Annotated in this window: 15 protein-coding genes; 1 reads left to right on the top strand and 14 read right to left on the bottom strand. The window is 55.0% G+C overall.

The features are described 5' to 3' along the window. Nucleotides 1-302: 302 nt before the first annotated feature. The 13 genes from SERS4_RS0110325 to yceD form a co-directional block, all read right to left on the bottom strand. A complete protein-coding gene (locus SERS4_RS0110325) occupies nucleotides 303-1,079 on the bottom strand; it encodes a metal-dependent hydrolase (protein WP_012006337.1) in 777 nt (258 codons plus the stop codon). A 14-nt stretch (nucleotides 1,080-1,093) separates the two neighbouring features. Next, complete coding sequence (gene holB / locus SERS4_RS0110320; protein ID WP_017892427.1) at nucleotides 1,094-2,101, bottom strand: DNA polymerase III subunit delta'; 1,008 nt, start codon at nucleotides 2,099-2,101, stop codon at nucleotides 1,094-1,096. Beyond that, on the bottom strand, nucleotides 2,101-2,739 hold the full coding sequence (gene tmk, locus SERS4_RS0110315) for a dTMP kinase (RefSeq protein ID WP_017892426.1): 639 nt from the start codon (nucleotides 2,737-2,739) through the stop codon (nucleotides 2,101-2,103). Before tmk ends, holB begins: the two co-directional genes overlap by 1 nt. Continuing rightward, nucleotides 2,729-3,754 (bottom strand): endolytic transglycosylase MltG, encoded by a 1,026-nt coding sequence (gene mltG, locus SERS4_RS0110310; RefSeq protein ID WP_017892425.1) that lies wholly within the window; start codon nucleotides 3,752-3,754, stop codon nucleotides 2,729-2,731. The genes tmk and mltG overlap by 11 nt, the downstream gene beginning before the upstream one ends. Before the next feature lie 13 nt (nucleotides 3,755-3,767). Continuing rightward, a complete protein-coding gene (gene pabC / locus SERS4_RS0110305) occupies nucleotides 3,768-4,565 on the bottom strand; it encodes an aminodeoxychorismate lyase (RefSeq protein WP_012006333.1) in 798 nt (265 codons plus the stop codon). A gap of 178 nt (nucleotides 4,566-4,743) precedes the next feature. Further along, nucleotides 4,744-5,985 (bottom strand): beta-ketoacyl-ACP synthase II, encoded by a 1,242-nt coding sequence (gene fabF, locus SERS4_RS0110300; RefSeq protein ID WP_012006332.1) that lies wholly within the window; start codon nucleotides 5,983-5,985, stop codon nucleotides 4,744-4,746. 81 nt (nucleotides 5,986-6,066) lie between these two features. Next, on the bottom strand, nucleotides 6,067-6,303 hold the full coding sequence (acpP, locus tag SERS4_RS0110295; protein ID WP_004719003.1) for an acyl carrier protein: 237 nt from the start codon (nucleotides 6,301-6,303) through the stop codon (nucleotides 6,067-6,069). 154 nt (nucleotides 6,304-6,457) lie between these two features. Further along, on the bottom strand, nucleotides 6,458-7,192 hold the full coding sequence (fabG, locus tag SERS4_RS0110290) for a 3-oxoacyl-ACP reductase FabG (RefSeq protein WP_012006331.1): 735 nt from the start codon (nucleotides 7,190-7,192) through the stop codon (nucleotides 6,458-6,460). Between the two features lie 11 nt (nucleotides 7,193-7,203). Then, nucleotides 7,204-8,133, bottom strand: a complete 930-nt coding sequence (fabD, locus tag SERS4_RS0110285; RefSeq protein WP_017892423.1) for an ACP S-malonyltransferase — start codon at nucleotides 8,131-8,133, stop codon at nucleotides 7,204-7,206. A gap of 17 nt (nucleotides 8,134-8,150) precedes the next feature. Continuing rightward, complete coding sequence (locus SERS4_RS0110280) at nucleotides 8,151-9,104, bottom strand: beta-ketoacyl-ACP synthase III (protein WP_026142308.1); 954 nt, start codon at nucleotides 9,102-9,104, stop codon at nucleotides 8,151-8,153. A 6-nt stretch (nucleotides 9,105-9,110) separates the two neighbouring features. Further along, entirely contained in the window at nucleotides 9,111-10,145 is a 1,035-nt protein-coding gene (plsX, locus tag SERS4_RS0110275; protein WP_012006328.1) for a phosphate acyltransferase PlsX, read from the bottom strand. An 11-nt stretch (nucleotides 10,146-10,156) separates the two neighbouring features. Then, nucleotides 10,157-10,324, bottom strand: coding sequence for a 50S ribosomal protein L32 (rpmF, locus tag SERS4_RS0110270; protein WP_012006327.1), 168 nt, complete (start codon nucleotides 10,322-10,324; stop codon nucleotides 10,157-10,159). A gap of 16 nt (nucleotides 10,325-10,340) precedes the next feature. Continuing rightward, the gene (yceD, locus tag SERS4_RS0110265; protein WP_012006326.1) at nucleotides 10,341-10,862 is read right to left on the bottom strand and encodes a 23S rRNA accumulation protein YceD; all 522 of its coding nucleotides are present in this window, start codon (nucleotides 10,860-10,862) and stop codon (nucleotides 10,341-10,343) included. 141 nt (nucleotides 10,863-11,003) lie between these two features. Here yceD and SERS4_RS0110260 point away from each other — a divergent pair, with 141 nt between their 5' ends. After that, a complete protein-coding gene (locus SERS4_RS0110260) occupies nucleotides 11,004-11,585 on the top strand; it encodes a nucleoside triphosphate pyrophosphatase (protein WP_017892419.1) in 582 nt (193 codons plus the stop codon). A 7-nt stretch (nucleotides 11,586-11,592) separates the two neighbouring features. On the opposite strand, the gene rluC is transcribed toward SERS4_RS0110260, so the two are convergent. After that, complete coding sequence (gene rluC / locus SERS4_RS0110255; RefSeq protein ID WP_012006324.1) at nucleotides 11,593-12,555, bottom strand: 23S rRNA pseudouridine(955/2504/2580) synthase RluC; 963 nt, start codon at nucleotides 12,553-12,555, stop codon at nucleotides 11,593-11,595. Nucleotides 12,556-12,687: the final 132 nt, after the last annotated feature.

The raw sequence follows: 12,687 nt of genomic DNA, 5'->3' as shown, positions 1-12,687 counted from the left end.
TTTTCGCGATTCTTCGCGTTGCAAGGGGGGGAGAAAAACCCCTGCAATTCAGGGTGTCTGAGCACCCCTTGAATTATTACGCAGAGTAAAATAAATAGGCTGCGCAATGTTTGATGACAGTCACGTTTCGATGAACAAAACCGGGTATTTTTCTTACATCGCCCATTTTTTGTTAAAAATGAGCAATAAACGCCCGCACCTCGCCCGAAAAACGGGTGGGAACATTACCCGTTTCGGCGATTAATTACGAGCTTAAAAAGAATTCAGATTTCGTTAACCACAGCTATAGCCTAGGCCAAAGATTAGAGTTCGATGTGAAATAAGCGTGAAAAGTTGGCGGTGGTGGCTTCGGCCAGCGTTTCCAGGCTCACGCCCTTCAATACCGCCATGTATTCAGCCACATCGCGCACATAGGCAGGTTGGTTTTCTTTGCCGCGATGCGGCACCGGAGCCAGATACGGCGAGTCGGTTTCCACCAGAATACGATCCAGTGGCACATAGCGCGCCACTTCACGCAGTTGCTCTGCATTGCGGAAGGTCAGGATGCCTGAGAAAGAAATGTAGAACCCCAGATCCAGCAACGCCTCTGCGGTAGCGCAATCTTCGGTGAAGCAGTGCAATACTCCGCCACAGTCCTGGGCATTTTCTTCACGCAGAATAGCCAGTGTGTCTTCCCGTGCATCTCGGGTATGCACGATCACCGGCTTGTTCAGATCGCGGCCAATGCGGATATGTTCACGGAATGACGCTTGCTGCAGCTCAAGATTGTCTTTCTGATAGAAGTAGTCCAGCCCGGTTTCACCCAGTGCCACCACCTGCTCTGCTGCCGCCAAACGGCGCAGCTCAGCGTAGTCGTAGCCCCCCTCCAGATTGAGCGGATGCACCCCGCAGGAAAAGGCCACGTCATCGCGTTGGCCAATCAATTGCGTCATCGCCTGATAGCCCGGCAAAGTGGTGGCCACCGCCAGCACGTAACCGACATCGCGCGCCTTGGCCTTCGCCAAGGCATCATCCACATTTTGATGCAGAGTTTGGTAATCCAGGCCGTCGAGGTGACAATGAGAATCTACTAACAACATAATATTTAACTCTTTTACAGCGAATGAGGGTGGGAATAGCCGGTAGCGCCGAGCAACTGCTCCCAGCCAAGTAACTGTTCGGTCAGCAGCAGTTCGCGGTTAACGCCGACGACGCTAAGCAACTGATGGCGACAATGCAGCCATTGCTGCACGGCTTGCTGCAGCGACGTGCTGCTCAGGCGGCTGGCCAGCTGGTGCACCAGCGGTTGCTGATCCTGGTTCAGAACAAAGCCGGCGGCACCTTGCTGCCACTTCATGGCGTCCATCAACAACGAACATAGCCAGTGTAGCCGCTCAGCGACGTCTTCGTGATTCAATACCGGCAGCAGCGACAACATGTCGTGCTGCGGCAAAGCGGCACTCAGGGCCGCGCACAGCGCGCTACGTTGTTGCCAACGTTCCGGCTGGAGCAATTGCTCTGCGGCCAAGGGTGCGCCGTCATGCAAGCGCAAGGCGGTCAGGAGATCGATCTGATTACCCGGCGTCTGCCGATTCAGCCATTGCAGACTGAGCTGTTCGTCCGGACTGGCGAGATGCCAGTACAAACAACGGCTGCGCAGCGTTGCCAGCAGGCGTGAAGGCTCACGGCAGCTCAGCAGGAAATAGGTTTTTTCCGGCGGTTCTTCCAACGTTTTCAACAGGGCATTGGCGGCAGCCTCGGTCAGCAACTCCGCCTGCGGTAGCCAGATCACCTTGGCACCGCCCTGCTGCGCATGAGAATAAAGGATCTCAATCAGCTGGCGGATGGGCTCCACCCCCAGGCTGCTTTTGCCTTTTTCCGGCGTCAGCACGTGATAATCCGGGTGATTTCCTGCCAGCATCAACCGACAGCTATGGCATTCACCGCAGCTTTTCTCACCGTTGCGACGTTGGCAGATCAGCCAACGGCTCAGGCCATAGGCCAGCGCATCCTCACCATGGCCGGCAGCGGCATGCAATAACAGTGCGTGATGACCGCGCCCGGTAGCATATTGCCCGACCAACTGGCGGTAAGGGGTATTCAGCCACGGGTACCAGTTCATTACGCGCCTTCCTGCTGCTGTAACCATTGGCTGACGCAACGACGAATCGCCGCCGTCACCTGATCAAGCGATTGAGAAGCATCCACGGTGATGATGGATGCATCTTGCGCCGCCAACTCCCGATAACGTGCGCGGGTACGTTCAAAGAATGGCAATGCTTCCTGTTCAATACGATCCAGTTCGCCCCGTGCTCGGGCACGCTGTAGACCCACTATCGGCGGCAAATCCAGATAAAGCGTCAGATCGGGACGAAAATCTCCTAATACCGTGTCACGCAGCGAGGCCATAAGTTGTTGATCCACACCCCGGCCGCCGCCCTGGTAGGCTTGAGAAGACAGGTCGTGCCGATCGCCAACCACCCAGGCACCGCGCGCCAAAGCCGGTTTGATCACCGTTTCCACCAACTGTACACGGGCCGCATACAGCATCAGAACCTCGGCCTTGATGGTCGGCAGTTCGCCCTCCACGCCGCGTTTGAACAGGTCGCGCAGTTTTTCTGCCAACGGCGTGCCGCCGGGTTCACGGGTAAAGGCAATGTCGTTGATACCATGTTCGCGCAGTACGTCGACTACGGTATCGCGTGCGGTCGTTTTGCCCGCACCCTCAAGCCCTTCGATAACCACGAATTTACTTTTCATTCTTTTCCTTTAACGCCTGACGATAGGCACGCACCGCCTGATTATGGCTGGCCAGGTTGGTGGTAAATTGATGCCCGCCCTTACCGTCGGCAACAAAGTACAAATAAGGCGTCTTGGCCGGATTGGCAGCGGCTTCCAGCGAAGCCTGGCTCGGCATGGCAATCGGCGTTGGCGGCAGACCGTTGATCACGTAGGTGTTGTACGGCGTCGGCGTTTCCAAATCCTTGCGGGTAATGTTGCCATTATACGCCTCGCCCATGCCGTAGATCACCGTCGGGTCGGTCTGCAAACGCATGCCAATACGCAGGCGATTAATGAATACCGAGGCCACTTTGGTACGTTCCTCCGGTACCGCAGTCTCTTTCTCAATGATTGAGGCCATGGTCAGCAACTCTTCCGGCGTTTTGTACGGCAGGCTGGCCTCACGGCCCTGCCAGGCGCTCTCCAATGCTTTAATCATACGCAGGTGGGCACGCTTCAACAGCGCCATATCGCTCATGCCTGCGGTATACAGATAGGTATCCGGGTACAGGCGCCCTTCCGGATTGGTGCCTTCAGGCAAGCCTAGCGCCTTGGCAATTTCCGCCTCGCTTTTACCGGCCAGGGTATGTTTGAGGTATTTTGACTGTTGCAGCACCAGCAGCCAGTCCCGCAGGCGGGAACCTTCAATAAAGCGTGCGCTGAATTGGGCTTCTTTACCGCTGGCCAACAGTTTAAGCATTTGACGCACCGTCATACCCGGCGTAAAGCGATAGGTTCCAGCCTTAAACTCGGCCAATTCCGGCTCCAGGCGCAGCAACCAAGGGAACCACTGGCCATTGCGGATCAGTTTGTCCCTCACCAGCAGCCCCTCCAGGGCTACCCGACCGGTCCCTGCCGGCAGTTTGAAAATGGCTTCCTGCTGGATCGCCAATGGCGTATCCGCGAAGCGTTCAACCTTCTGGTAGCCCCAAAACAGCAGGCCCAATACCAGAACAACAATAATAGAAACGAACTTCAGCTTTCTTTTCTTCATCAATCAGCCATCGTTAACAGTGTGGGCGCAAAAAATCATAAAGTTGGCGTGAAGGGTAACGCCATGATTGCGCAGTATTGACCGGCAGCAACGGCATTAACGCATTGCTCACCAGCACTTCTTCGGCATCGGCCAGCGTCTCCAGCGGCTCACTGACGCAGTGCAGCGAGTATTCGCTGCCCGCCAGCAGCTCAATAACCCGGCGACGCATCAGCCCAGCCACGCCTGCCTGGCTCAAATCTGGCGTAAATACCGCTTTCCCCTTACGCCAGAACAAATTAGCCGCACAGCATTCCACCAGCATACCGGCAGTGTCAAGCACCAGCGCCTCGTCGGCGGTTGTCTGGTCAAGATGCGTGCGGATCAACACCTGCTCCAAACGATTCAAATGCTTTAGCCCAGCCAACAGGGGATTGCGTCCCAGCGCTACCGGACTGAGCGTCAGGCTGATGCCCTGCTCTCGCCATGGCAAATAGTGCATGGGATAGGTGCTACGAGAGACTATGCGTGTGGGAGCCTCACACCCTTGCGGGCTGTACCCCCTGCCACCGCTGCCGCGAGTCAGTATCGCTTTGACCACGCCCAATGGGATAGATTCTGCCGCGCGCACCATTTCATCTTCCAAAGCGTTCCAGTCGCAGGACGGCAGCATCAGCCGTTGCGCTGCCAACTGCAGCCGCTCGATATGCCAGGGCAGCAGGTCTATTTTCCCCTCAATCACCCGGGCGGTAGTGAAACAGCCGTCACCAAATTGCAAACCGCGATCGCTTGGCGCTAGCGCATCGTGCTGATGTCCATTAATCCAGTACATAGACTCCCCCTGACCGCGTTGGTATGACTACAGAATAACAGGCGCAGGTGCCGTTAGCAGCAGCTTGCCGTTTGGCCACAGTGTCGACAAGCAGAGCTTTCCGAGTAGCGGGTCAGCGCCATAAAAAAAGCCCGGTTTTTAAAAAACCGGGCTTTTTTACCGTCTGCCAGCAGAGGCATTACACCTTGCGGAAGATCAGTGAACCATTGGTGCCGCCGAAACCGAAGGAGTTACACAGCGTGTACTGCATATCACTCACCTGGCGAGCTTCATGCGGAACAAAGTCCAAATCGCAACCTTCATCCGGATTATCCAGGTTGATGGTTGGCGGAACGGCCTGGTCACGCAATGCCAATACGGTGAAGATCGATTCGATCGCACCTGCGGCACCTAACAGGTGGCCGGTCATCGATTTGGTCGAGCTGACCATCACGCGCTGTGCATCGCTGCCAAATACCGACTTCACCGCCTGCGTTTCGGCTTTGTCACCGGCCGGCGTTGAAGTGCCATGCGCATTGATATAACCAATTTGTGACGTAGTCACACCAGCATCAAGCAACGCATTTTCCATCGCCAGCGCTGCGCCCGCACCATTCTCAGGGGGTGACGTCATGTGATAAGCATCGCTGCTCATCCCAAAGCCGACGACTTCAGCATAAATCTTGGCGCCGCGTTTTTTGGCGTGTTCGTACTCTTCCAGCACCATCATGCCGGCACCGTCACCCAGCACAAAACCGTCACGGTCTTTGTCCCATGGGCGGCTGGCCGCTTGAGGATCTTCGTTACGGGTCGACAACGCGCGTGCTGCGCCGAAGCCGCCGACACCCAACGGAGTACTGGCTTTCTCTGCCCCACCGGCCAGCATGACGTCGGCATCATTGTAAGCAATGATACGCGCAGCATGGCCAATGTTATGCACACCTGAAGTACAGGCGGTGGCGATCGAAATGCTCGGGCCACGCATGCCGTACATGATGGTCAGGTGGCCTGCAATCATGTTTACGATGGTTGACGGCACAAAAAACGGACTGATTTTCCGTGGGCCACCGTTAACCAGTGAACTGTGGTTCTCTTCAATCAAACCCAGGCCGCCGATGCCGGAGCCGATAGCGGCACCAATGCGGCTGGCGTTAGCCTCGGTGATATCCAATTGTGCATCCTGCATGGCTTGCATGCCGGCAGCGATACCGTATTGGATGAAGGCGTCCATCTTGCGCGCATCTTTGCGTGAGATGAAATCCTCTGAATTAAAATTCTTTACCAGGCCAGCAAACTTGGTCGCATAGGCTGCGGTATCGAAATGGTCGATCAGGCTGATGCCACTCTGACCGGCAAGAAGAGCTGTCCATGTGGACTCTACCGTATTGCCGACAGGAGACAACATGCCCAGTCCGGTCACAACTACTCGACGCTTAGACACGTTTGTCCTCCAAGGAGGGAAAATATGACACTAGGGATAGAAAAAACTTAGGCGGTCGAGTGACCGCCTAGATATGTTCTCTTACTGCTGGCTGGCGTTGATGAAATCAATAGCTGCCTGAACAGTAGTGATTTTCTCAGCTTCTTCGTCTGGAATCTCTGTGTCGAACTCTTCTTCCAGAGCCATTACCAGCTCAACGGTGTCAAGAGAATCAGCACCCAGATCTTCAACGAAAGAAGCGTTATTTAAAACTTCTTCCTGTTTAACACCCAACTGCTCAACAATGATTTTCTTAACGCGTTCTTCGATAGTGCTCATACTCTTAAATTTCCTATCAAAACTCGCTTTCGCGATGGTTTTCGTAGTGTATAAAATGTTGAAAAAGATGCAACTAAATCCCGGCTGGTCAAACCACGATTTTACGCTATTCTGCGGTTTTTACCCCAAATAACGCAAATAGTTTTCGCATTTTTTAAATCATGTACATGCCGCCATTGACATGCAACGTTTCACCGGTGATGTAGCCAGCCTCATCAGAGGCTAAAAATGCAACAGCGCTGGCGATTTCTTTAGCATCCCCCAGCCGATTGGCTGGAACTGATGACAAAATGCCTGCACGCTGATCATCTGTCAACGCCCGTGTCATGTCCGTCTCAATAAAGCCAGGTGCCACGACGTTGACCGTAATGCCACGCGAAGCAACTTCGCGTGCCAAAGACTTGCTAAAACCAATCAGACCGGCTTTAGCCGCCGCGTAATTAGCCTGCCCTGCGTTCCCCATGGTACCAACTACGGAACCGATGGTGATGATACGGCCAAACCGCTTTTTCATCATAGCTCGCATTACCGCTTTTGACAGACGGAATACGGAAGTCAGATTGGTGTTCAGGATATCCTGCCACTCGTCGTCCTTCATACGCATCAGGAGGTTATCACGCGTAATACCGGCATTATTCACTAAAATGTCGATTTCGCCAAATTCAGCACGAATAGATGCCAGAACGCTGTCGATAGATTGAGCATCGACCACATTCAACGCAAACCCTTTGCCGCTTGCACCCAGGTAGCTGCTGATAGCCTCAGCGCCGCTTTCACTGGTGGCGGTGCCGATGACTTTGGCGCCACGTGCCACAAACGTTTCTGCAATAGCCCGGCCAATACCCCGGCTGGCGCCGGTGACCAGAACAACTTTACCTTCGAAGCTCATTGTTTTCCTCTTTATTGTTCAAGCGCCGCTGTCAGGCTGGCTGCGTCATTAACCGCCGCCGCCGTCAGGGTGTCAACAATACGTTTAGTCAGACCGGTCAGAACTTTACCCGGACCAACCTCTAGCAGCAAGGTAACGCCCTGTGCTGCCATAAACTCTACGCTTTCGGTCCAACGTACCGGGCTGTACAACTGGCGCACCAGTGCACTGCGGATCGCTTCTGGATCGGTTTCGGTGCTCACGTCGACGTTATTCACCACCGGGACCTGCGGTGCGTTGAAGGTAATCTCCTGCAACGCCACAGCCAGCTTGTCTGCGGCCGGTTTCATCAGTGCGCAGTGCGAAGGCACGCTCACCGGCAACGGCAACGCACGCTTGGCACCAGCGGCTTTACAGGCCGCACCAGCACGTTCAACCGCTTCTTTATTACCTGCGATCACCACCTGACCCGGTGAGTTAAAGTTCACCGGTGAAACAACCTGCCCCTGGGCAGACTCTTCACAAGCCTTGGCGATGGCGGCGTTGTCCAGGCCGATAATGGCGGACATCGCGCCTGTGCCTTCCGGCACCGCTTCCTGCATCAATTTGCCGCGCAGCTCAACCAGACGGATTGCCGCCTGGAAATCCAGCACGCCCGCACACACCAGCGCCGAGTATTCACCCAGGCTATGGCCAGCCATGATGGCCGGCGTTTTACCGCCCTGCTGCTGCCAGACGCGGAAAATGGCTACGGAAGCGGCCAGCAATGCCGGCTGCGTCTGCCAGGTTTTATTCAGTTCTTCCGCCGGCCCTTGCTGCACCAGCTGCCACAGGTCGTAACCCAGGACGGAAGAGGCTTCGCTGAAGGTCGCTTCAACGATCGGATATTGAGTGGCCAAATCGGCCAGCATGCCCAGAGTCTGTGAACCCTGGCCTGGAAAAACAAAAGCAAATTGCGTCATTTTTTCTTCCTGTTATATCAGAAACGAACCAGCGCCGAGCCCCAGGTAAAGCCGCCGCCAAAGGCTTCCAGCAGCACCAGTTGGCCGCGTTGGATCCGCCCATCACGCACCGCTTCGTCGAGCGCTGCAGGGACCGAGGCGGCAGAGGTGTTACCGTGACGATCGAGCGTCACTACCACTTTATCCATCCCCATACCCAATTTTTTCGCCGTCGCGCTGATAATACGCAAATTGGCCTGGTGCGGCACCAGCCAGTCCAGCGCGCTGCGATCCAGATTATTGGCCTGCAGCGTTTCATCAACGATGTGAGCCAGTTCGGTAACCGCAACCTTGAAGACTTCATTACCCGCCATGGTGACATAGGCCGGCTTTTCCTGATCCTGACGATCCTTGAACGGCAAGGTCAACAAACCGCCGTAGCTGCCGTCGGCGTGCAGATGGGTCGACAAAATGCCCGGCTCTTCAGAAGCCCCCAACAGCACCGCGCCTGCGCCATCACCAAACAGAATGATAGTGCCGCGATCTTCCGGATCCAGCGTGCGTGACAACACGTCTGCGCCGATCACCAGAGCATGCTTCACCGCGCCGTTTTTAACATACTGATCGGCGACGCTCAACGCATAGGTGAAACCGGCACAGGCCGCAGCCAGATCGAATGCCGCGCAGTCTTTGATGCCCAGCATCTGCTGCACCTGGCAGGCAGAACTTGGAAATGCGTGGGTCGAGGTGGTGGTAGCCACAACGATCAGCCCGATGTCTTCTTTAGCCACACCTGCCATTTCCAGCGCTTTTTCAGCAGCGTGGAAACCCATCGTCGCAACTGTTTCATCAGCGGCGGCAATACGGCGTTCACGGATACCCGTACGTGAGACGATCCACTCGTCAGAGGTATCCACCATTTTTTCAAGGTCAGCGTTGGTGCGCACTTGTACGGGTAAATAACTCCCCGTACCGAGAATCTTTGTATACATGTACGATCAGTCACTCTTAGGTAATACAGCTTCAAGGCGCGCAGCAATCCTGTCAGGGACTTGCCGCTGCACCGCCTGCACAGCCTGTTCGATTGCCACTGCAAACGCGTGTGGGTTTGCAGCGCCGTGGCTCTTGATTACGGTGCTGCGCAATCCTAACAGACATGCGCCATTATACTGGTCGGGGTTCAGGTGGCCGAACCGCTTTACCACCCGTTTTTGCAGCCAACGGCCCAACAATTTTAACCACCACGCCTGCTTGCCACCGTCTCCGGATGATTTCAGCAGCGATAAAAATACTCTTACCACCCCTTCCATGGTCTTCAGGGTTACGTTACCCACAAAGCCGTCGCAGACCAACACATCGGTTTTACCGGTGAGAAGATCGTTGCCTTCCAGGTAACCAATATAGTTGATTGCCGGAGTATTTTTTAGCACGGCGGCCGCTTCGCGGATATTATCCAGGCCTTTGGTTTCTTCTTCACCAATATTCAGCAGCGCCACGCGAGGTTGCGCAATCCCCACCACCTCTTCGGCCATAACCGCGCCCATCACCGCGAACTGCACCAGCATGGTACTGTCGCATTCGACGTTGGCACCCAGATCCAGCACCACGGTTTTGCCACCCAACTGATTCGGGATCACCGTCATCAGCGCCGGCCGTTCAATACCGTCCAGCGGCTTGATCAGCATTTTCGCCAACCCCATCAACGCACCGGTATTACCTGCGCTGACACAACCTTGCGCATCGCCGTTTTTAGTCAGTTCCAGCGCAATGCGCATGGAAGAACCGCGGCTGGCGCGTATCGCTTGTGAGGGTTTGGCGTCGCCGGCTATCACAGATTCAGCGGGCACAACTTGCAAACGTTCCAGAAGAACCGGATCGGCTTTGGCAAGTAAGGGAGAGAGGGTGTCGGGATTGCCGACCAGCAGAAGATGAAGCTGTAAATTAGAGGCCAGTGCCTGCAATGAAGCAGGCACTGTGACGCAGGGACCGAAGTCCCCGCCCATTGCATCTAACGCCAGGGTTAGACGAGTCAAGGTATCGCTACTTAGCCGATAACCTTGCGACCGCGGTAGAAACCGTCGGCAGTGATATGGTGACGCAGGTGAGTCTCGCCAGATGCTTTATCAACAGACAAAGTGGCGGTGGTCAGAGCATCGTGTGAACGACGCATGCCACGCTTGGAACGGGTTGGTTTATTTTGTTGTACGGCCATGGACCTTACTCCTTGATTACTTACGCTTTAAACTGGCTAATACGGCAAATGGATTTGGTTTCTCCGCCTCTTCAGGCAGTTTGCCAAACACCATATCCGCTTCGGACACTTCACAGTGTTCAGATTCATGTACCGGGACGACAGGCAGTGAAAGAATAATTTCGTCTTCAATCATAGCCAGCAGATCGACTTCGCCAAACTCATCGACTTCGATCGGCTCGTACGCTCCCGGTAATGCCTCAGCCTGCTCATCATTGACGACCGGGCTAAAACAATATGTTGTGTGAACATGATGTTCAAACGGAACTCCACAGCGTTGGCACATCAGCATTACCTGGACGTCCGCATGCCCTGTTATCACCGCGAGGCGCTGGTTATCAATATCAAAGGATAACGAGACCTCAACATCACTGTCCACACTGACCACAGAGGCGGCGACACGTGTAACCTGCTCAGGCGCATAGGAACCAACATAGTCCAGGCGTTTCTGAGCGGTACGTACCGCATCAATGGTCAAGGGTAATTTTACCTTTTGCATAGGGCGCGCATATTAACTTTGTAACGACTTAGAGTCAAAGAAAAAGGCCGTAAAACGGCACCTTTCACCAATATTCGCTTCCTCAGCGGCGGACAGTTTAAAATGCCTACTCTATTTACGCTACGGTTTACGAAAAAAATTATGCAAAGACTCCTGCTTGCCTCCACCTCGACCTACCGCAAGATGCTATTGGAAAAACTGCATCTGCCTTTTATCTGTGATGCTCCCCAGGTCGATGAAGCCCCACTGGCCGGGGAAAGCGCCGAAGCGCTGGTGCTGCGATTGGCAACGGCAAAGGCCCAGGCATTGGCCGCCGCCTACCCCGACCACCTGATTATCGGCTCCGATCAGGTCTGCGTGATCGACGGTAAAATCACCGGAAAACCACACACCGCAGAAAATGCCCGCGCGCAATTACGCCAGGCCAGTGGCCAAAGGGTCACCTTTTATACCGGCCTGGCGTTATACAACAGCCATAGCCAACACCTGCAGGTGCTTTGCGAACCCTTCCACGTGCACTTCCGTGCGCTGAGTGACGCTGAAATCGCCGCCTATATCTGCCTTGAGCAACCGCTCAACTGCGCAGGCAGCTTTAAAAGTGAAGGTTTGGGCATCGCGCTATTCGACAAACTGGAGGGACGGGATCCGAATGCGTTGATCGGCCTGCCGCTGATCGCACTGCTGGAGATGCTGCGGGCTGAAGGCATCAACCCGCTGGGATAAATAGGGTTTACTGCTGTTTGGACTGCTTGCGCAATACCTGCAGGCAGTGGCGCAACTCTGCGTCCATCGGAGCTTCGATACGCATGGTTTCGCCGGTGCCCGGATGTTCAAAACGCAGCGCCGCTGCATGCAGGAACAAACGTTTGAGCCCGGTCCCCGCCAATTGGCGATCGAACTCACGATCGCCATAACGATCGTCAAAGGCTATTGGATGCCCGGCGTGCAGCGCGTGAACGCGGATCTGGTGAGTACGCCCGGTGATCGGGCTGGCCTTGACCAGCGTCGCATGCTCAAAACGCTCTTCCACCTTGAAGCGGGTTTCCGACGGCTTGCCTTCGCTGCTGACACGCACGATGCGTTCACCGCTCTGCAGAATGTTTTTCAGCAACGGTGCCTGCACCGCCTTGCAATGCGACTGCCACTCACCGCGCACCAGTGCCAAATAATCCTTCTGCATCCCTTTCAAGCGCAGTTGCTCATGCAAGGAGCGCAGCGCAGAACGCTTTTTCGCCACCAGCAGCACGCCCGAGGTATCGCGGTCCAAACGGTGAACCAACTCCAGGAAGCGGGCTTCCGGGCGCAACGCACGCAGAGCTTCGATGACGCCAAAACTCAGGCCGCTACCGCCATGCACCGCAGTGCCGGAGGGTTTATTCAGCAGCAGCAGGTGATCGTCTTCATACAGAATGCAATGGGCCAGCGCGGCCACTTTATCCAATTTGGCCGAAACCGGCGCGTCTTCACGCTCAGCAACACGCACTGGCGGCACACGCACCACATCACCGGGCGCCAGCTTGTATTCCGCCTTGATGCGTCCTTTATTAACGCGCACCTCGCCCTTGCGCACGATGCGATAAATCATGCTCTTCGGCACGCCTTTTAAGCGGGCAAGTAGAAAGTTGTCGATTCGCTGACCGGCTTCGTCGTCAGAAATCGTGATTAGTTGTACTGCAGGAATGTTCGTTTTCATGGGGCAGGATTCTAAATAGAGCGCGTAAATAGCGCCACTTCTTTTTATGTGCTTAACTGTCTCTCTGACTGCAGGCGAAATCCCAGCGGACAATAAGGCAGCAAGCCGGTTTGAACGTTTGCGATTTCTTCC

The organism is Serratia sp. S4 (genome assembly GCF_000347995.1).
GTDB classification, from domain to species: Bacteria; Pseudomonadota; Gammaproteobacteria; order Enterobacterales; family Enterobacteriaceae; genus Serratia; species Serratia quinivorans.
The sequence above is the reverse complement of the archived record's forward strand: the minus strand, read 5'-3'. Positions and strand labels throughout refer to the sequence as shown.